Genomic DNA, 18,016 nt, shown 5'->3' with positions numbered 1-18,016 from the left:
TGTTTATCGCGCTGATCGAAGGGATCGCTCATGCCTGCACGGCTGCTCACCGCTCCTCCGGAGGACGCGCAGCTTTTGCCTCGCGAAGCAGCTCGCCTGATCAACGTCTCACCCAAAACCCTCGCCAACTGGCGCGCGAGCGGCACCGGCCCCCGCTACACCAAGCTGTCGCCGGGGCGCGGGGGCCGTATCCGCTATCCGTTGAGCGCGGTCACGGACTGGCTCGCCGAGCGCAACGCCTTTCGCGAGGCCGTGTGATGGCCGACCGGAAGCAGATCACGCTGCTCGACATCTACCGCGAGCGGGACTTCAAGCTCACCCGCGAACAGGCCCGCAAGATCGTCACCTTGCTGCGTCTCACCGAAGAACGGCCGGCCCCCGCAGACACGCAGCCGAAGAAGCCCGACGTCGCATGACCCCAAACGCAGAAACACCCCGGGTGATAGCCGGGATGTTCCAGATCGACTCCGCTGGCACGCGGTGGTCTGCGTCCATCGTCGCACAGCCCTCCCGCACCAGGGCAGTGCACCCCAGCGGTGCCCACATCCGATCGCGAGTGCACGCCCACAAGCGGCGTCAGGACCGGCGCTCGCCTCGCGACAGGACACCCCACATGACCAGCAAGACCCCCGGAGCCTGGCCCGTCGACGACCCCGTCGACCTCGACGCCATCGAGGCACAAGCCGAAGCCGAGTACGGCGCGCAGTACATGCAGGCACAGGCCGAGAAAGCCCGCCGCCACCACGTCTTCGCCAGCATCCAGCAGCACCTGACGGAACAGCCCAACGCGCGCGCCATCAGGTCCGTGATCCGCCGCTACAAAGCCGACCTCGACCGCCTCGGCGACGCCGTCATCGCCGACAAGCAGAGCACGGAGACCAGCCAGTGAACCGCAAGCACCCCGCCCGTGAGCGCGGAAACCGGGTCATCCTCACCCCCGGCGGTGCGGCATGAACGTGAAAATCCCCCTGTGGTTCGCCAGCCTGGACGTTCACGTCTTCCCGTTCCGGCCCGACGACAACAAGCCTTACGGCAACTGCAAGCGGTGCGCACCCACCCTGCGAGACGGGAAGACCACCAACCCCGACTACATCCGGCACGAGCCGACCGCCTGCCCCTGCACCGCAGAAGGCGGCCGCTGCCACGGCCTGCACGCAGCCACCACCAACCCGGACATCATCCGCAAGTGGTGGGAAGAAACGCCCGACGCCAACGCGGGCGCCCACTGCGGTCGCTCCAACGTCGTCGGTATCGACCTCGACGCCCACGGGCACCAGCCCCCGGAGGACGGCGTGTTCATCCGCGGCGAGACCATCAGCCCAGCCGGCATCACCGACGGCTTGGACGTGTTCGCGGCCCTGTGCGAACTACGCGGCAGGTGCCTGCCGTGGATCGAACACGAGACGCTGACGGTCCGCACCAAGTCCGGCGGACTGCAGGCGTGGTTCCGTGTCCCCAACGGCTACGAGTGGCGTGGCGGTGACTCGGTCCGGGCCGGCTTCGGATGGCAAGCCGACTTCAAGGCAGGTGACCAGTCGCTGACCCTGCCCGGCACCGTGACTCGAAAGGGCAGCTACCGGGCGCTCGGTGAAGCACGGTCCATCGCACCTCTCCCGGCCTGGCTGCGTACCGAGCTGGAGCGTATCGGACGGTGGGTCGATCCGAACCCACGCCCGAGGTACATCGCTCCTCCAGCTCCGCCCAAGGATCTGTCCCGCTATACGGCGCGGGCGCTGGAGCGCGAGCTTGGCGACCTGGCTGCCGCGCAGCCCGGCGCCCTGCACGACGCTGTCCGGGACTGCTCGTACAGCATCGGCCAACTGGTCGGTGCCGGACTCATCGACTACACCGCCGCGCACGACGCGATCACCGCAGCGGCGGCACAAGCCGGGGTCAGCCCCGAAGAACGGAAGGCGCAGAGCACGATCCGCGACGGACTCAATGCCGGAATGCGATCGCCTCGCCAGATCGGAGAAGCCGCATGACCGCAGTATTCGATCCGGCCGCGATCGCCGCACAACTCACCGGACACATCGACCAGCGGCCCCGCTGCGAGCGTCACCCCGAGCAGGTGAAGCCCTGCCAGCACATGCTGTGCCGACCGCTCGCAGAGGTGGACTCCGAGGCTGATCGGGCCGACGACGCGGCAGATGACACGCACGATGAGGTTGAAACCGAACTCGCGCGCCGCATCACCGAACTGTCAATCCCCGAGCACCTGTGGGAACTCCCTCACCTGAAGTGGATCAAGCAGGAGGCGGACGCGATCAACGTCAAGCCCGAAGGGCTGCTACTCAAAGTCGGCAACCGGGCCGCCTGCATTGCGGGGCCACGCGTCGTCGGACACATCGACGCACGCGGAAACTTCCCCCTCACAGGGATCACCGCCACCGTCGGCCGGTCGTCCGCAGGATCGGGCACTTCCGACAGCGCCGTAAACCGGCTGCTGCCTGTACCCGCCGAGTTGAAGCAGCAGGCGCCTACCGCAGTCGACTTCGCCAGCCAGGCCGACACAATCGATTTCGGCTACCTGAGCCTCAACCCGTCCAGCGGATCAGCGCTTCTGGACCGGATGCAGAGGCGTCTCCCCGTCCTGAAGAAGGACAATGACGACGCCGAGGTGGAGACCGTGACCGTGGTCGTTCCCCGCGTGGAACTGAACTACGGGGAAGGCTCCACGCTGCTCAACACGCTTGAGAAGTCGAAGGGCTCAGGCAACAGCGGTGCCGGCCTCGAGAACATCATCTTGGACGCGTACTTCGGGGCGGAGCTGAAGTACGACACGACCGGAGAAAAGAGCCGAACGGCGATCCCGGCAGGCTCATACGCGATGGCGGTCAACGCGTACTTCCAGGTCGAGTTCATCGGGCAGGCACTCAGCCACACCCACGGCCTTGTGCAGCGCATGCCGATCGTTCCCATCGTCAAACCGGCCGGCGACGCCGAGGTGGCCAAGGCTGGGCTACGGGTGGCGAACGGCGAGGGCTTCACCGTCGAGGAGATTGAGGAGCGCCTTGCTGGCGTCCCTGAGCGGCCAGAGTCACCAGGGGAGATGCCGAACGTCGTCGACTTCCTAATGCAGCGCGACGGCGCTCCCGCCACTCCGTACAAGCGGATGACGATGTGCCGGTTGATGGCTCTGAACCTGCGGCTGATGGAAGCCGAGCGGTCCGGTGTCGCTGACCTCGATCCGCTGAAGGGGCACGCCGGGCAGGTGCAGTACCGGATTGCCGCGTGGATGGCGCTCCTGCGGTGCTCCTACCACATCAACGAGGACGACTGGGAAGTGGCTCAGGCGTTCGCAAGGGTGAGCGCGCAGGCGATCGAGCTGTGCCGAGAGTGGGCTGCAGCCGAAGACCGCAAGGCGGACTCCGAGGACAACACGAAGACGGCTCGGCGGGCTCGTGTCTCCGAGGAAGCTCGCACCCTCGCCCGCGGCGAGGCTCCACGGATCGTCAAGATGATCGGCCGGCGGATGCGGGAGCGGCTGAAGAAGAAGGGCGACCTCTCGGCATCGGACTTGACCGTGAGCGTCAGCCCGGCGGACGGCAGGGCGTGGGCGGAGATCGGCGGCGAAGGCGGTCGCAACGGCCTGCGAAACGCCGCACTGGAGTGGGGTCTGCAGCAGGGGTATTTCGTGCGGGTAGGCCGCCGGTACAGCGTGATCGCGGACTAGGAAATAATCACTCTGCGTAGCTGTCGGGAGTCTTGAGTGAAGCGGCCGACCAGACCCCTGACAGCTACCCCCTGACACCCCTGACACCCCTGACTACCCAGCGAGGAAAAGTCTCGGGTTTTACCCCAACGAAAACCCATAAAACGGACATCAAAATTCGCCTGTTGCAAACCAATAATCGCTGTTCAACGCATTCCATATGTCCGATTCAGCACTCCGCCAGCAGTCAGGGGTGTCAGGGGTGTCAGGGGGTGAGAGTCAGGGGTGAAGATCACACGCCCAAACCCAACGCAGCCACTAACTCTCCGTAGAGGACCGCAGTGAAGCAGCAGCAGCCGACAGACCGCACCAGACGACCTCCCCACGCTCCTCCACTCGCCCTCTCCGCGACCCACAACCAGCACGCGAAGGAGTCCGCCGTGTCCACCATCCTCAACTTCCATCCCGCGCCCCGCCCGATGTGGGTGCTCTTCAGCGACGACGAAGGCGGCACCACCTTCGCCCTCATGCCCGGATGGGCCACCTCCCGCAGCGACGACGGCTTCACCTGGACGAACCTCACCTGGCAGAACCTGCACAACTTCGAAGCCGACGTACTCGACCCGGAGTCCCACACCCTGATCCGCATGTGGGACTCCGGGACCCACCCGCGCCCCGCCCTCGACGAAGTCCTCGCAGCACTCCAAGCCCGCCCACGCGGCGCGACCACCGAGGAACTGGAAGCAGCCAGCACCGACTACCGGATGTGGTTCCCCACCCAGCCGACCGAGAACGACAGGCCCCTGGCCGCCAGCCACGACGCCTGACAGCACGACGGCGGGGCCCGCCCGTAGCAGGCCCCGGCCACCCCCAGTGTCCTCCAAGCCCCCGCCCGGATTCGGAGAGACCATGAGCGCGACGGACAGTCGCCAGCTCATCGAGAAGGCCCTCGCATCAGTCGAGGACCGCGTACAGCAGCAGATAGCCGAAGCCGTCGCCCGCCGCGAGAAGAACCGCCAGCAGCGCGCCCAGCTTGCCGCAGCACGACAAGCCGGCATCGCCCGACGGCACGCCGCACGGCTCCGCCACCAGGCCAGCCTTGGGGATACGCCCACAACTGCTGCTCAGCGTGGGGCAGCAGCCCACGCAGCTATGGGCCAGCAGCCCACAACCGTGGTGCAGCAGACCACGGTTGCCCGGACGGCAACCTTTGCTCAGACGGCAACGGTAGCCGGGCCCCCGAAGGACCAACGCGCCGAAGGGGGTTCCCCGCGGTCCCAGGAAAACCCCATCACTGAGGCTGCCGAGCGGGAAGCTTCCCGGCGCCGAGAGGCTTTCGGGCCGCTCGGGTGACCGGTGTGGTGCGGGTCGCGTGCAGGCGCGCGCGGAAGGCTCTCACCAGGAACATTGCGCACATCCGCAAAGTTGGTCGCGTGCAGGCGCGCGCGGAAGGCTCGACGAACGAAGGTGCACGATCATGAAACTTGGGATGCGAGATCTGCGCTGGCACGACGAGATCACGTCGCTGGCGCGTCGCCTCGGCTGGGTGGTGTTCGAGCAGGGCCGGGCGCAGCAGCGGCCCGAGGACCCGACGTTCATCGCGGTGCGCGGCGGTGCGGTGATCGCGGTGTGGCTGCGGTCGGCGGCGGTGCGGCCGTCGCGGGTGCCGCCGGTGGACCGGTTCCCCGGGGTGGCCGGCTACTGCTGGTCGCCGCTGGATATGGCGAAGGCGAGGGCGGTGCTGACGTCTTCGCCCACGGCGCCGGTGGGGGTGCTCGATGGGGCGGCGTGATCTGCCGCCGGGTGCGGTGCGGCTGTTGCGTGCGGACGGGTCGGTCCTGGTCCCGCCGAGCATCGCCGCCGAGGTGCTGAGGATCATCCTTCGTGATCTCGGGGCGCGGTTGTCGGTGGACGGGGGGAAGCTGTCGCCGACGGTCCACTCGGTTCTGTGGGCTCTGGATGCAGCGGCCAGCGCCGAGGACGCGAAAGGGTCCGGTCTGGTCCGGACCCCTGGCGGTTCCGTGCCCGGAACTCCCGTGGCGCCAGCGGTCAGTGTGGAGATCAGCACCGCGGAAGCGGCCCGCCGGATGGGCTGCTCGGAGTCTTACCTGCGGCGCCTTGCCCGGCGGGGTCGGGTGCCGGCGCGGAAGGTCGGAGCGGTGTGGCTGATCGAAAGGGCGGCCGGTGCCGCCGACGACGAGACGGAGGCGGCATGACGGAGATGGAGGCGCGGGCCCAGCTCGAGGACGCGCGACGCGAGAAGGCCGAACTCGACGAGCTGATCGCGGGTCTGGAGCAGCAGGTCCGGGAGGGCGACGAGACGGAGGCGCAGCGGGCACTCGCCGAGCGGTACGGGCTGCAGCGTCTGGCGCAGCTGCGGGCGGACGCTGCCGAGGAGCGGGTGCGCCAGGCGGAGGCTGCGGCCCTCGAGGAGCGGCGCCGGGAGGCGGAGGCCGCGGCTGCGGCGGATCTGGAGATCCTGAGCGTGGACCGGATCGCGGACGCGCTCACTGCGGCCGTGGACGCACTGGCCGAGCTGCAGCGCCTCGGCGATGCCCGGCAGGCGGCCATCGAGCGGCACGCGAAGACGTTCGTCGAGCTGGGGATGAGCGACCGCATCGCCCACCGGGACGGCGGGTGGGTGGTGTTCACGGCGGGCGGCGGCCGGTACGACACCGCCCAGGACGGATGCCAGGGGAAGCGTCTGGTGGAGCTGGCCGGCGAGGAGCTGGTGCGGCGCGGGCAGGCCGAGCAGCGCGCGGCGAAGGGGCACGGCCCGCTGGCACCGTTGCCGCACCCGGTGACCCGTTGCATCGCGCGACGCGAGGCGGAAGGGAAGGCGGCCTGATGGCTGAGCAGATCGGAGCGGAGCGCCTGGCGCTCATGTCGTCATGGGAGATCGACCAGGCGCGGCAGGCGGGGCAGCTCGACGACTACGTGGCCGAGCTGAGCACGCCGGTGTCGCACGCGCGGCCGTACACGGCGCCGACGGGCCCGGACGGGAAGCCGGTCGTGCAGTTGACTGCGGCGGAGGTGGAAGCTCTCTCCCCGCGGGAGAAGGCTGCGGCGCTGCAGGCGGGCCAGTTGCACGCGTACATGGCGGGCGACCTCGACCCGGCGAAGCCTGAACCGGAGGCGCCGAAGCGGGCGGCGACGCAGTTCACGGCGGCGCACGTGGCGCTGATGTCCCCGGAGGATGTGGAGTTCTTCCGGGCGGAGGGGAAGCTCGTCGACTACGACTCCGCCCAGGCGGCCGACGCGGCGCAGCCGGCGGGGGGTGTCGAACTGTGAGCGAGCAGCGGCCGGCGGAGGTGCTGGCCTACGAGGTGCTGCGGGCGCGGCTGTCGGGGGATGAGGCGCGGGCGCATCTGCTGGTGCGTCGGCTGCCGCGGCGGGAGTTGTTGACGTTCACGGAGGCTATGGCCGGTATCACCATCGAGACGCTGACGGAGATCCTGCGGGCGACTGGTTACGAGGACCCGGAGGGCTGGCTGTCGAACCTGTTGGAGCGGTCGTCGGAGGCGGCCGTCGATCGGGTCATCGCCGCCCAGGTCTTCGAGGACCCGCCCCCGACGGCCTGACCCCCGCCCACTGTGCCCGGCTGCCCCTGCGGCGGCCGGGCGCAGGCGTGCCTGGGGCTGTTAGGCCGGGACGTAGATGCCGGCGGCCCGCGCGATCTGGCGCACGTTCATGGCTGGCTGCAGGGGCGACGGCTTCCATCCGGTGGCCTCTTGGATGAAGCCTCCCTTGTCGGCCTGCTTGGCGTTCCACGCTCGGTCGAGGACGGGCAGGCGCATCCAGTTGAGGGGCTCGCCGGTGTTGGCGTTCACTGGGTGGGTCATGTGGGTCAGGAAGTCCTCGCGGAGCGGGAAGTCCGGCGGGTAGTCCTGGTGCGGTGCTGCCTCGAAGGTGCCGCCGCGGCCGACCGACGTGATGAACCAGAAGATCGGGACCTGTCCGGGCCTGTAGGTGTCGGGGCGCTTTCGGTGGTAGTAGTCGGCGTAGTCGTTGGCCCACTGGCGCCAGAGTTGTTGGGCGTCGGCTTCCTGGGGCAGGTAGTCGTCGCTCATCGCGGAACCGTCCGGCTCCCAGTAGAGGGCGAGGCGCGTGGTGTGTTCGTAACCGCCCCGCTTGCTGACGAACTTCCAGACGGTGGCAGCCGAGTAAGGCTGAACAGTGCTCATGGGCGCAGCGTAGATGTCGCCCGTGAGGCATGCCCTAGGTTATGAGTCTGACTCCGGATAATCTTTATTCTCTGTAGTTGGAACAGGGTCTTTCTGAGGGGGAGTTGATGACCGAGCTCGAGCGCCGGGAACAGCCCAGCGCGCCAGTCGTCCGGCAGTTGTCACCCGAGGCGCGAGCCGCGCTCGCCGCCGGCCGAGCGGACTCGACCCGCAAGGCATACCGCGAGGACCGACAGGCGTTCATCAACTGGTGCAAGAAGCGTGGCGAAACGGCGCTGCCCGCTACCCAGGAGCTGCTCGTCGAGTACGTCACCCACCTGACCCGCACGCCTCGCCCGCGCACCGGCCGGCCGTCGGCGCCGAGCTCCATCGAGCGGATGCTGTCCGCCGTCACGACGATGCACGCCGAGCTGAACCTGCCGAAGCCAGAGACGAAGGGCGCCCGCACCGTCATCGCCGGCTACAAGCACCAGCTGGCCATCGACAAGAAGCCCGGCGGCCGTCAGCGGCAGGCAAAGGCCGCGCTGCCGCCTGCACTGCGGAAGATGCTGGCCACCCTCGACCGCGACACGCTAATTGGCAAGCGAGACGCGGCCATGCTGCTGCTCGGCTACGCCGCGGCCACTCGCTCCTCGGAACTGGTCGGCCTGGACATCGGTGACCCTGTCGAGTGCGACGAGGGCTACATGGTGCAGGTCTACCGGGTGAAGATGAAGAAGTTCACCGATAGCGCTGTGCCTTACGGCAAGAACCCTGCTACCTGTCCCGTCCGCGCCGTCCGTGCGCTCATTGCCGCGATGCGGGAGGCCGGCCGTACCGAAGGGCCGCTGTTCGTGAGGATCGACCGGCACGGGCGTATCGCCCCGCCGATGAAGCGGCGCGGCAAGCCGATCGGTGACCCCTCCGGGCGGCTCACCCCAGAGGCCGCGTCCGACGTCATCGAGCGCCTGGCGGAGGCCGCCGGCTTCGAGGGCCGTTGGCGCGGCCATTCCCTGCGCCGAGGGTTTGCCACCGCGGCCCAGCGTGGCGGTGCCTCGATGATTCGCGTCGCACGACAAGGCGGCTGGGCCGACAACTCGACGTCGCTGGCCCGGTACTTCGACGAGGGCGACCCGTGGGAGGACAACCCGGTCACGGGCCTGTGAGGCGAGCCGCGACACTCCGAACAACCCTGGAGAGCCCTGCTGTCCGTGGCGGCCATGGTGACCTAACTGTGCCGACCCGTGACATTGGTTCCACGGACTGAGCCCGCACGCCTGAACTTCTCAACTTGTTGACAAGTTACGATGCCGCCCCTAACTTCGTAACAAGTTAGGAAGTCAGGGAGGTGGGGCATGCTTCAGATCCAGATTGGTCCCGAAAAGGCCGCGGACCCGGACGACAGCCTGGAGCGGTCGACGATCGGATGGCGCCCGGGGATGACGGAAGACGAAGCCTGGGAAGCCGGGCGTGGCATCTGGAAGTTCAACGCGGACCGGGCCCTGGCACAGGATGAGGTGCAGATCGTCAACACCGAGGGCATGGTGCTCGCGGTCGCCACGATCACCGGTATCTCCAAGCATGGGGACCGGTACGCCCTCCAGGGGGAGTTGCTGCGCGGTGACGCGAGGGTGGGCAAGCCCACCGCGACGCCGCATCGGTCGCGGAACTCCGTCGCCTACTTCTGACCGGCGGCCGGACGGTGCGCATGTGACCGACGACACCCGCGCACCGTCCAGGGCTGGACGGTAAGCCGACCGGATGTCAGCGATGTTGAGGGCACGTTCAGGAGGGGAGTTCCATGTCCCGCTGGTTTGCCAATCCCGACGCCATTGCCGCGCCCGACGACGTGGAGTGGGCACCGTGGGTGCGCTACACGCGCATGCCGCCGGTGTACGACGCGCCTGGAACCAAGGAGGTGGCGGCGTACACGCCGGAGGAGCAGGCGCTGAACTCTGCTGTCCACGAGTCCGGGCACGCGGTCCTCTACATGGCCGCAGGCCACCGGATCAACAGCATCACCCTCGACCCGGCCGACGGTCTCCAGCGCGAGGCCCAGGCCAGTGTCGATTACGACCCGGGGGCCACCGGGCCGTGGCTGGACTTCGTGCTCAAGGACGCGGCCGGCGAACGAGCCGAGACTCGATGGCTGCACGAGACCGGCCGCTGGACACCGGGGCGCGCATGGGTAGCGGAACGCCACGCCTGGCACGACCGCAAGCACGCTGACGAGGTCATGAGGACGTGCCACGGCCGTGAACTGACCTTCAACGGCGACCACGGCGACTGGGGCGACTACGCATGGATCATGGACCGTACCGACGAGGCACTGGACCCGGTATGGGACCAGGTCCTCACCCTGGCCCACTACGTCGCCGAACACCGGCAGGTCACGGGCGAGGAAGCCGCCCAGATCACGGGCTTCGCCCGCTGAGTGGCCGCGCATCGCAACGCACCGCTGACACCGGAAGGACGGTTACGGCTGTGCCAACGCATAGACGCCGGGCGGCCTGTCGCACATGTCGCCGCCGAGGCCGGGATCTCCCGCCGATGCATCGCCAAGTGGTACGCACGCTGGCAGGCGCACGGGGAGAATGGCCTGCTCGACCACTCTTCCCGGCCCACTGAACTACTACAACCACGAACGGCCCCACGCCGCCCTCGGGGGTCGACCGCCGATCAGCCGGACCCCCGGCAGCGACTACCGCGTCACCTTCGACCAGCCGCCGGAACCACTCGACACGTTCCCGCAGCAACTTGTCTTCGAGGACTTCGTGTAACCAACGTCCTGCGACACCACACTTAGGCGCGTGCCTGTAGTGCGATGTTCTGCAGGACCTGGGCGGAAGTGACTTCAGGGTCGTGCCGGTCATGCTCGGCGGCGAGCTGGTGGAAGGCAGCGGCGAACGCTCCGAAGGCGGTGAAGATCGGACTGCTGATCGCCTTGGCGATGGCAGACGCGACCTCTTGTGGGGCAGCGTCATCGGCGACGTCGACAGTCCTCGGGAACATGTCCTTCACCAGTTCGTTGAGAAGGGCTTCACCGGGAGCGTCAAGCTCCGGGGAGCCGTCACCGATGTACTCGCGGGTCTTGGTGAGAATCGCGACCACGCGCAACATCACTTCTTCATCAGTCATGGCGCGAGCCTAGATTCCCCAGAGAACCCCCGTTCGCGAACTAGGCTCTAACCGCATAAGGGATGCGGTAGTACGTCCCTGACCTGTGGTGTTTTAGCCTGGTTACTCGCTGATGGCACAGCCGGTCTGCTGGGGCGAGTAGTCCGCGCACCGACGAGCCCCGCCCGAGTGGCGGGGCTTCGTCATGCCGTGGCCTGTCACATCCGGTGAGGCAGTCGGAGAGCGGTGATGGTGCCGGTGAGGCCGGTGGAGAAGTCGACGTGCAACCGGCCGCCGGACTGCTGGAAGCGGGTCTCGCTGAACGGGCCGATGAACGTCTCGCCGTTGGCGGCGACCGGTGCAGTCAGGTCGCCCTGTCCGGCCATCCAGGCGGCGGTGCTGTCGCCCGCCCGCACGGTGACGGTCCCGCTGCTGCTGGCGGTGTTCGTGACGCGCAGGACGGTGCGTTCGAAGTCGGCGCCGGTGATGGCTGCCCCGTTCGCCACCAGGGTGGAGTTGATGGTGAGGCCCGCCGGGGTGGCGCTGTAGTCGTTCGGGGCGAGTGGCGCAGGGGGCAGGTTCGTTCGTGTCATGACGGACTCCTTGGCGGGGTTGGTTATGCGCTGGTGCGCGCGGGGTGGGAGCGGCCGGCGTCGTCGACGGCCGCCGCGTACAGCTGGCGGCACTCCGGGAGCGTCAGGCCGAGCGTGCTGGCGAGCGATTCGGCGACCACCATCGACGGCGTGCGCCGGCCGGCCTCGATGAAAGACAGGTAGGGCTGAGGGATGCCGGCCTGCCGTGCCGCCTCGCCCTGGCTGAGGCCCATCCGCTCCCGAGCCGCGCGCAGGAGAGGCCCGAGGGCCTTCGGAGGGACGCGTCGCACCCGCACGTAAGCCTTTGAAGGCATGGTCGCACGTCCAATCTGCCTTTGAATCCTAGGTTAATCCATACCCTAGGTTATAGAATCTTGTGCTAGGTGCCTGTGTCTGCCTTGGGACGGTCTCGGACACGGGCACCGCCTACCAGAGGCGGGAGCACAGGCATGGCAGAGCCAACGGTCGTTGGCAGGACCCGGGTCTCACTGACCCCGGACACGTCCAAGTTCGGGCCGCAACTGCTCGCCGACCTGCCCAAGGCGGTACGGCCTGGCGCCCTCGCCGCCGGCGACGCCATCGCCGACACGCTGACCCGCAAGGTCAACGAGGCCGTCGCCAAGATGAAGCCGGTCATCAAGGTCGGGCTCGACCTCGACACGGCCGCGGCGAAGACCAAGCTCGACAAGCTGACCGCTCCGCGCACCATCAAGCTCGACATCGACCTCGACACCGGCCCGGCGAAGGCCAAGCTCGACAAACTAACGGCAGCGCGCACCGTGAAGGTCACCGCCGACCTCGACGACAGGGCGGCCACCACCGCCCTCGACAAGCTCACCGCGGACCGCCGGGTGAAGGTGACCGTCGACGTCGACGAGACGGCCGCACAGCGGAAGCTGTCCGGTCTCCTCGGTCAGCGCACCGTGGACGTCCTCCCGACGATCCAGCAGGCCGCCTACGACCGTGCGGCGAAGCTCCTCGACAAGCTGTGCGCGGACCGCGTCGTCAACATCCGCGCCTCAGTCGACACCCGGGTCGCCGCGAACGAGATCCGCAACTTGATTCAGCGCCGTCAGGTCCGTATCGGTGTCGACGTCGACACACGCGTCGCCGCCGACAGCCTGGCGAACCTGACGCGGCGCCGGTCCATGACGATCCAGGCGCGCGCCGACACGGCCGGTGCCGATGCCGCGATCCGCGCGGCCACCCGCGACCGCACCGTGAACGTGCGCGTGAACTCGCGGGGCCTCGGTGACCTCACCCGGTCACTGGGGAGAGCGGGCGGCAGTGGCGGCGGCCTGGGCTCACTGACCGGGGCCCTGACAAGCCTGCCCATGCTGATCGCGTCGTCACTGCCCACGATCGCCTCCTTCGGGCAGGCCCTCGCCCAGATGGGTCCGCTCGCCGCGACTGCCGCCCCCGCCATTGCGCTGCTCGGCGGGGCGTTCGCCGCTATCAAAGTCGGCACGTCGGGCGTGGGTGATGCGATCAAGGCGGCGTTCCAGCCGACCACCGCGGAAGCGAACAAGGCCGCCTCCGCCACGAAGGCTGTCGAGTCCGCACAGCGATCCCTCGCCCGCGCCCAACAGTCCCTGAGCGACGCCCAGGTGCAGGCCGCCGAGAGGGTGCAGCAGGCGCAGCAGCAGGTCGGGAACGCCGAACGGCAACTCACCTCAGCGCAGCGCGACGCCCGGCAGGCGCAGGCCGATCTCACAGCGGCCCGCAAGCAGGCCGTGCGGGATCTGCAGGACATGAACGCGCAGCTCGCAGACGCTCAGCTCGACCAGCGGGCGGCCACCCTCGCCGTGCAGCAGGCCGAGGAAGACCTCGCCCGCGTGCGTTCCGACCCGGCCGCGACCCAGCTGCAGATTCAGCAGGCGGAGCTGGCTAAGGACCGGGCGGTGCAGGCACTGTCCGAGCAGAGCACCGCCACGCAGCGCCTGCAGAAGGACACGGCCGCAGCGAACAAGGCCGGCGTCGAGGGCTCGAAGGCGGTCGTGCAGGCCCGCCAGCAAGTCCAGCAGGCCAACCAGCAGGTCGCCGACCAGCAGCGCTCTCTCGCGCAGGCGCAGGCCGACGTGGCCAAGGCGCAGGCGGACGGGCAGCGGCAGATCGCCGACGCCCAACAGGCCGTAGCCGACGCCGCCAGGGGTGTGGCGGAGGCGCAGCAGGCCGCGGCCTCGCAGACGTCCGCGTTGGGTGACGCCCTGGCCAAGCTCAGCCCGAACGCGCGTGCGTTCGTCGGGACGATCCAGAGCATGGCGCCGGCCTGGCGGTCGATGAAGCTCGACACCCAGGACGCGCTGTTCGCCGGGCTCGGAGCGCGGCTGAGTCAGGTGGGTGGGCAGATCCTGCCGACCGTGCGGACCGGCCTCACTGGCGCCGCCAGCGAACTGAACCTGATGGGCAAGAACGCCCTGACGGCGGTCTCGAACCTGGAGAAGGCCGGCACGCTGGGGAAGGTCTTCGACGGCGTCAAGCAGTCCCTCGGCAACCTCAACCGGATACCCGGCCAGCTCGTCACCGGCTTCGCCCAGCTCTCAGTGGCTGCCCAGCCGGCGTTCGACCGGATGACAGCAGGCGCGGGGTCGGCCGTCGACCGGGTCATGGCCAAGCTTGAGGCGGGCCTCAAGAACGGTCAGCTGGAGAAGGCCATCAGTAATGCGCTCGACGTGGCGGTGCAGTTCGGGCACGTGCTCGGCAACGTCGGCGGCATCCTGTCGGGGATCTTCAAGGCCGCCAGCGCTGCGGGTGGTGACTTCTTCGGGACGATCGGCGCGGCCCTCGCAGAGATCAACCGGGTCATCAATATGCCCGAGGTGCAGAAGGCGCTGACTCAGGTCTTCGTCGCGTTGAACGCCGTGGCGAAGCTCCTGGCCGGCGCGCTCGGGCAGGCCCTGCAGGCGGTCATGCCGATCCTCGCCGCCATCGCCCCCGTCATCACCCAGCTCGCCACCCAGCTCGCCCCCGTCTTCGGGCAGGTCATCGGGACGCTGGCTCAGGCGCTCATGCCGATCGTGCAGGCCCTGCTTCCGATCGTCGCCCAGGTCATCACGGTCGTGGCGCAGATGGCGCAGATCCTGCTGCCGCTGCTCCAGCCGGTCGGACAGCTCCTCGGCGTGATCCTGCAGGCGCTCGCCCCGATCATCACGATGATCGGCCAGAACCTGAAGATCGCACTCGCGGCGTTCGTCCAGTTCCTCACCCCGGTGATCACAGCCCTGATCCCGGCGGTGCAGTTGTTCGGGCAGTTGTTCGCACAGCTCGCCCCGCTGTTTCCGCCGTTGTACGCGGCACTGCTCCCGCTGATCCCTCCGCTGGCGCAGCTCACTGTCGCCCTGATCCGCTTGGCCATTCAGGTCATCACCCCGCTGATGCCGCTCATCGTGGGCTTGGCGCAGCTCCTGACGGGCGTCCTGGCCGGCGCCGTCAGCTTCCTGGTGCCGATCGTGACGACGGTGATCGGCTGGTTCACCAAGTTCGTCAACGCGGCTTCGACCGCGGTGAAGTGGGTGGTGAAGGGCTTCCAGTGGCTGTTCGACGTCCTGCTGGGGCACAGCATCATCCCCGACATCGTGCGCGGCACGATCGACTGGTTCTCCCGCCTGTGGACGAAGATCAAGCAGATCGTCGGGTGGATCGTCTCCGGGATCGTGGACCGGTTCACCGACATCAAGAACGGCGCGGAGCGGATCTGGAGAGGCTTCTGGAACACGATCAAGTCCGTCGCGTCCGGGGCATGGGACACCATCCGCAAGGGATTCGACAGTTTCGCTGACACGTTCAGGGGTGCGTTCCGTGACCTGAGGGACGGCATCGGCACCGTCTGGAACGGCCTCAAGAAGCTCGCCGCCGCACCGATCCGCTTCTTCATCGACACCGTCTACAACAACGGCCTCGTCCGGGTGTGGAACGCGACCGCGGGCAAGATCCCCGGCATCCCCGACATGGCGAAGATGCCCATACCGAAGGGCCTCGCTCGCGGTGGCATCCTCCCTGGCTGGTCCACGTGGCGTGACGGCGACGACCAACTCGTCCCGATGCGGCGCGGCGAAGGCGTCTACGTCTCCGAGGTCATGCGCGACCCGTATGAGCGGGCCCGCCTCCACGCCCTCAACGCGGCCGCGATACGAGGCACCCACCCCGCTATCGCCCGCGCCCAGTACGGCTTCGCCGAGGGCGGCATCTTCGGCGGCATAAAGAGCATCGGCTCGTCCATCGCCGACGGTGTCGGCTCCGTGCTGAAGAAGGGCGAAGGAGCGGTCCGCGGCGGCCTCGCCGACGTCGCCGAGAAGGCTTTCAAGCCGATCAAGGCAGGTGTCACCAAGGCCCTCGGCGCGAACCCGCGTACCTGGCCCGGCGCGGTCGCCCAAGCTCCCCTGAACCTGATCGACAAGGCGATCGACTACATCCGCGGCAAGGACATCCCCGACGCGTCCGGGCGGTGGATCAAACCGGTGAACGCTGCATTCGGCACCCGCTTCGGGGTGAAGGGGGCCATGTGGTCGTCGGGCCGGCACACCGGCCTCGACTTCCCTGCCGCGACCGGCACGAAGGTCGTCGCGGTCGACAACGGCACCGTCGCCAAGGTGGAATCCGGCGGCCCTTACGGCAAGCACGTCACCATCTCCCACGGCGGCGGCCTGTCCTCCCTGTATGCGCACATGTCCGCGATGGTCGCGAAGGCCGGCGCGAGTATCCGGCAGGGCGCACGGGTCGGTTCCGTCGGCGCGACCGGTAACGTCACCGGGCCCCACCTCCACCTCGAGGCCCGCATCAACGGCAAGCCGGTGGACCCCATGCCCTACCTCACCAGCGGCGGCGACGGCGGATCCGGGGTGCAGCGGTGGCGTGGCGTCGTCCAGCAGGCCCTCGGCGAAGTCCACCAATCCCTGTCCCTGGTCAACACGACGCTGCGCCGCATGAACCAGGAGTCCGGCGGCAACCCCACCGCCGTCAACCGCTACGACTCCAACTGGAAAGCCGGACACCCCTCCGTCGGGTTGATGCAGGTCATCGAGGGTACCTTCCGCCGCTTCGCCGGGAAGTACCGCAACACCGGCCCCTTCATGTACGGCGTCAGCACCAACCCCATGGCCAACGTGTACGCGTCGATGAAGTACGCGCTGGCCACCTACGGCAGCCTGTCCCGCGCCTACAACCGGCCCGGCGGCTACTCCCTCGGCGGCATCGTCAACATCCACCGCGGCCAGCCCCGCGGCTACGCGTCCGGCGGCGTCATCAACGTCGCCGGAAAGCGCATCGACACCGGCCCCATCGCCGCGTCCGTGGGCGCCGACTTCCTCAAGCAGCTCGCCGGCACGGCCTCGGCTATCGACTCGGCGATGTCGAAGGTGGCCACCGCGATCCGGAACGCGTTCAAGGGCGTCAAGACGACCCTGGACGACCGGCTGCTGTACGCCATCAAGACGCAGACGGCGAAGCTGGACGCGCTCGCCAAGCAGCGCGACGCGATCGCCGCGAAGATCGCCGCCGCGAACCAGCTGGCCGCCGACGCCACCGGGCAAGCCGTCCAGTACACCGCCCTCACCAGCCTCCCCAACGGGGGCAACGTGTTTGACGCGGGCGGCATCCTCGCCGGACTCAACACCAGGCTCGCCCAGCTGAAGAAGTTCGGCGCCAACCTGACCATCCTCGCCAAGCGCGGACTCAACAAGACCTTGCTGCAGCAGATCATCACCGCGGGCCCCGAGTCCGGCGCCGCCTACGCGCAGGCTCTCGTCGACGCCACTCCCGCGCAGCTCACCCAGATCAACGCCGCGCAGTCCGCGATCACCAAGGCCACCGGCGCGTTCGGGAAGGACGCTGCGGACGCCATGTACGACGCGGGCGTCGACTCGGGTAAGGGCTACCTGGCCGGCCTGGCCTCCACGCAGAAGGCCATCGAAGCGCAGATGGCGAAGATCGCGAAGGCCGTGCAGAAGACCATCAAGGTCCAACTGCAGATCAAGTCGCCGTCGCAGGTGTTGCGTGGCCTGGGCCGGTTCACCGGCCTCGGCTACGCGCAGGGCGTCGAGGACACGGTGCCGCAGGCGCAGGCCGCCGCCGCCCGGATGGCCGGCACGGTCCGCGCTACCGCCACAGCGACCGCCGCGAGCATCCGCAACCAGCAGACCATCAACCAGGGCGGCGACCGGCACCTCCACTACAACGCCGCCGTCCGCGAAGTCCCCACCCGCCAGAGCATCCTCGACGCCCTCGCCATCGACGACATGCTCCACCGAACCGCCGTGGTCGGAGGCTGACAGCTTGGGCAGGCCGGCCGGAAGGGTGAGAGCCGTCCGCGCCGCGCCCACACAGCCCCTCGCCGGGAGGCGCGGGCACGCGAGAGGCCCTCAGGGGAAGCGGAGCCCTGGGGGCCTCTCACACGCTGCCGGTGGCCGTCCCTGACGGGGGACAGGGGCGGCCACCTACCCGCGGCCGGTGCGGTCGGCGACACAGCCGGCCACGGGCGTTCAAGGGCGCGC

Annotated in this window: 20 protein-coding genes and 1 pseudogene; 17 read left to right on the top strand and 4 right to left on the bottom strand. The window is 68.6% G+C overall.

Annotated features, from left to right (window positions below; genetic code table 11):
• The first annotated feature begins 30 nt into the window (after positions 1–30).
• From AB0N63_RS07765 to AB0N63_RS07715, 11 genes are all read left to right on the top strand, one after another.
• Positions 31–258, top strand: a complete 228-nt coding sequence (locus AB0N63_RS07765) for a helix-turn-helix domain-containing protein (protein ID WP_365525537.1) — start codon at positions 31–33, stop codon at positions 256–258.
• Complete coding sequence (locus AB0N63_RS07760; protein WP_365525534.1) at positions 258–416, top strand: hypothetical protein; 159 nt, start codon at positions 258–260, stop codon at positions 414–416. Before AB0N63_RS07765 ends, AB0N63_RS07760 begins: the two co-directional genes overlap by 1 nt.
• Before the next feature lie 197 nt (positions 417–613).
• Positions 614–889, top strand: a complete 276-nt coding sequence (locus tag AB0N63_RS07755) for a hypothetical protein (RefSeq protein ID WP_365525531.1) — start codon at positions 614–616, stop codon at positions 887–889.
• A gap of 61 nt (positions 890–950) precedes the next feature.
• On the top strand, positions 951–1,985 hold the full coding sequence (locus AB0N63_RS07750) for a bifunctional DNA primase/polymerase (RefSeq protein ID WP_365525528.1): 1,035 nt from the start codon (positions 951–953) through the stop codon (positions 1,983–1,985).
• Positions 1,982–3,676 (top strand): hypothetical protein, encoded by a 1,695-nt coding sequence (locus AB0N63_RS07745; protein WP_365525526.1) that lies wholly within the window; start codon positions 1,982–1,984, stop codon positions 3,674–3,676. Before AB0N63_RS07750 ends, AB0N63_RS07745 begins: the two co-directional genes overlap by 4 nt.
• 419 nt (positions 3,677–4,095) lie before the next feature.
• On the top strand, positions 4,096–4,482 hold the full coding sequence (locus tag AB0N63_RS07740; RefSeq protein ID WP_365525523.1) for a hypothetical protein: 387 nt from the start codon (positions 4,096–4,098) through the stop codon (positions 4,480–4,482).
• A 650-nt stretch (positions 4,483–5,132) separates the two neighbouring features.
• On the top strand, positions 5,133–5,447 hold the full coding sequence (locus tag AB0N63_RS07735) for a hypothetical protein (RefSeq protein ID WP_365525520.1): 315 nt from the start codon (positions 5,133–5,135) through the stop codon (positions 5,445–5,447).
• Entirely contained in the window at positions 5,434–5,871 is a 438-nt protein-coding gene (locus AB0N63_RS07730) for a helix-turn-helix domain-containing protein (RefSeq protein WP_365525517.1), read from the top strand. The genes AB0N63_RS07735 and AB0N63_RS07730 overlap by 14 nt, the downstream gene beginning before the upstream one ends.
• A complete protein-coding gene (locus AB0N63_RS07725; RefSeq protein WP_365525514.1) occupies positions 5,868–6,503 on the top strand; it encodes a hypothetical protein in 636 nt (211 codons plus the stop codon). The genes AB0N63_RS07730 and AB0N63_RS07725 overlap by 4 nt, the downstream gene beginning before the upstream one ends.
• Positions 6,503–6,946, top strand: coding sequence for a hypothetical protein (locus AB0N63_RS07720; protein WP_365525512.1), 444 nt, complete (start codon positions 6,503–6,505; stop codon positions 6,944–6,946). The genes AB0N63_RS07725 and AB0N63_RS07720 overlap by 1 nt, the downstream gene beginning before the upstream one ends.
• Positions 6,943–7,236 carry a hypothetical protein gene (locus AB0N63_RS07715; protein WP_365525509.1) on the top strand — a complete coding sequence of 98 codons (294 nt, stop codon included), beginning with the start codon at positions 6,943–6,945 and terminating at the stop codon, positions 7,234–7,236. The genes AB0N63_RS07720 and AB0N63_RS07715 overlap by 4 nt, the downstream gene beginning before the upstream one ends.
• Positions 7,237–7,296: 60 nt before the next feature.
• Here the strand turns inward: AB0N63_RS07715 and AB0N63_RS07710 are convergent, their stop codons facing one another.
• Positions 7,297–7,839, bottom strand: a complete 543-nt coding sequence (locus tag AB0N63_RS07710) for a hypothetical protein (protein ID WP_365525506.1) — start codon at positions 7,837–7,839, stop codon at positions 7,297–7,299.
• 107 nt (positions 7,840–7,946) lie between these two features.
• Here AB0N63_RS07710 and AB0N63_RS07705 point away from each other — a divergent pair, with 107 nt between their 5' ends.
• The 5 genes and pseudogenes from AB0N63_RS07705 to AB0N63_RS07685 all read left to right on the top strand — a co-directional run bounded on the left by AB0N63_RS07705 (position 7,947) and on the right by AB0N63_RS07685 (position 10,598).
• The gene (locus tag AB0N63_RS07705; RefSeq protein WP_365525503.1) at positions 7,947–8,984 is read left to right on the top strand and encodes a tyrosine-type recombinase/integrase; all 1,038 of its coding nucleotides are present in this window, start codon (positions 7,947–7,949) and stop codon (positions 8,982–8,984) included.
• Positions 8,985–9,173: 189 nt separating this feature from the next.
• A complete protein-coding gene (locus tag AB0N63_RS07700; protein ID WP_365525500.1) occupies positions 9,174–9,506 on the top strand; it encodes a hypothetical protein in 333 nt (110 codons plus the stop codon).
• Between the two features lie 113 nt (positions 9,507–9,619).
• Positions 9,620–10,252, top strand: coding sequence for a hypothetical protein (locus AB0N63_RS07695; protein WP_365525498.1), 633 nt, complete (start codon positions 9,620–9,622; stop codon positions 10,250–10,252).
• Positions 10,253–10,447: pseudogene (locus tag AB0N63_RS07690) on the top strand (leucine zipper domain-containing protein); the annotation flags it as partial.
• Positions 10,413–10,598 (top strand): hypothetical protein, encoded by a 186-nt coding sequence (locus AB0N63_RS07685; RefSeq protein WP_365525691.1) that lies wholly within the window; start codon positions 10,413–10,415, stop codon positions 10,596–10,598. The pseudogene AB0N63_RS07690 and the gene AB0N63_RS07685, both read left to right, overlap by 35 nt.
• A 22-nt stretch (positions 10,599–10,620) precedes the next feature.
• Here AB0N63_RS07685 and AB0N63_RS07680 read toward each other — a convergent pair whose 3' ends face one another.
• The 3 genes from AB0N63_RS07680 to AB0N63_RS07670 form a co-directional block, all read right to left on the bottom strand.
• Positions 10,621–10,956 carry a hypothetical protein gene (locus AB0N63_RS07680; protein ID WP_365525495.1) on the bottom strand — a complete coding sequence of 112 codons (336 nt, stop codon included), beginning with the start codon at positions 10,954–10,956 and terminating at the stop codon, positions 10,621–10,623.
• 197 nt (positions 10,957–11,153) lie between these two features.
• Entirely contained in the window at positions 11,154–11,528 is a 375-nt protein-coding gene (locus AB0N63_RS07675; protein ID WP_365525493.1) for a hypothetical protein, read from the bottom strand.
• Between the two features lie 23 nt (positions 11,529–11,551).
• On the bottom strand, positions 11,552–11,842 hold the full coding sequence (locus tag AB0N63_RS07670; RefSeq protein WP_365525490.1) for a helix-turn-helix transcriptional regulator: 291 nt from the start codon (positions 11,840–11,842) through the stop codon (positions 11,552–11,554).
• A gap of 135 nt (positions 11,843–11,977) precedes the next feature.
• On the opposite strand from AB0N63_RS07670, the gene AB0N63_RS07665 reads away from it, so the two are divergent.
• Positions 11,978–17,794: a peptidoglycan DD-metalloendopeptidase family protein gene (locus AB0N63_RS07665; RefSeq protein ID WP_365525487.1), complete on the top strand. Its 5,817-nt coding sequence runs from the start codon at positions 11,978–11,980 to the stop codon at positions 17,792–17,794.
• The last annotated feature ends 222 nt before the right edge of the window (positions 17,795–18,016 follow it).

This window comes from Streptomyces sp. NPDC093260 (genome assembly GCF_040683715.1).
Taxonomy (GTDB): Bacteria; Actinomycetota; Actinomycetes; order Streptomycetales; family Streptomycetaceae; genus Streptomyces; species Streptomyces sennicomposti.
This window is presented reverse-complemented; position numbering and strand designations above follow the sequence as displayed.

Coding starts and splice junctions, on each gene's coding strand:
- AB0N63_RS07765 (WP_365525537.1), top strand. CDS start 31: ATGCCTGCACGGCTGCTCACCGCTCCTCCGGAGGACGCGCAGCTTTTG.
- AB0N63_RS07760 (WP_365525534.1), top strand. CDS start 258: ATGGCCGACCGGAAGCAGATCACGCTGCTCGACATCTACCGCGAGCGG.
- AB0N63_RS07755 (WP_365525531.1), top strand. CDS start 614: ATGACCAGCAAGACCCCCGGAGCCTGGCCCGTCGACGACCCCGTCGAC.
- AB0N63_RS07750 (WP_365525528.1), top strand. CDS start 951: ATGAACGTGAAAATCCCCCTGTGGTTCGCCAGCCTGGACGTTCACGTC.
- AB0N63_RS07745 (WP_365525526.1), top strand. CDS start 1,982: ATGACCGCAGTATTCGATCCGGCCGCGATCGCCGCACAACTCACCGGA.
- AB0N63_RS07735 (WP_365525520.1), top strand. CDS start 5,133: ATGAAACTTGGGATGCGAGATCTGCGCTGGCACGACGAGATCACGTCG.
- AB0N63_RS07730 (WP_365525517.1), top strand. CDS start 5,434: ATGGGGCGGCGTGATCTGCCGCCGGGTGCGGTGCGGCTGTTGCGTGCG.
- AB0N63_RS07725 (WP_365525514.1), top strand. CDS start 5,868: ATGACGGAGATGGAGGCGCGGGCCCAGCTCGAGGACGCGCGACGCGAG.
- AB0N63_RS07720 (WP_365525512.1), top strand. CDS start 6,503: ATGGCTGAGCAGATCGGAGCGGAGCGCCTGGCGCTCATGTCGTCATGG.
- AB0N63_RS07710 (WP_365525506.1), bottom strand. CDS start 7,839: ATGAGCACTGTTCAGCCTTACTCGGCTGCCACCGTCTGGAAGTTCGTC.
- AB0N63_RS07705 (WP_365525503.1), top strand. CDS start 7,947: ATGACCGAGCTCGAGCGCCGGGAACAGCCCAGCGCGCCAGTCGTCCGG.
- AB0N63_RS07700 (WP_365525500.1), top strand. CDS start 9,174: ATGCTTCAGATCCAGATTGGTCCCGAAAAGGCCGCGGACCCGGACGAC.
- AB0N63_RS07695 (WP_365525498.1), top strand. CDS start 9,620: ATGTCCCGCTGGTTTGCCAATCCCGACGCCATTGCCGCGCCCGACGAC.
- AB0N63_RS07685 (WP_365525691.1), top strand. CDS start 10,413: ATGGCCTGCTCGACCACTCTTCCCGGCCCACTGAACTACTACAACCAC.
- AB0N63_RS07680 (WP_365525495.1), bottom strand. CDS start 10,956: ATGACTGATGAAGAAGTGATGTTGCGCGTGGTCGCGATTCTCACCAAG.
- AB0N63_RS07675 (WP_365525493.1), bottom strand. CDS start 11,528: ATGACACGAACGAACCTGCCCCCTGCGCCACTCGCCCCGAACGACTAC.
- AB0N63_RS07670 (WP_365525490.1), bottom strand. CDS start 11,842: ATGCCTTCAAAGGCTTACGTGCGGGTGCGACGCGTCCCTCCGAAGGCC.
- AB0N63_RS07665 (WP_365525487.1), top strand. CDS start 11,978: ATGGCAGAGCCAACGGTCGTTGGCAGGACCCGGGTCTCACTGACCCCG.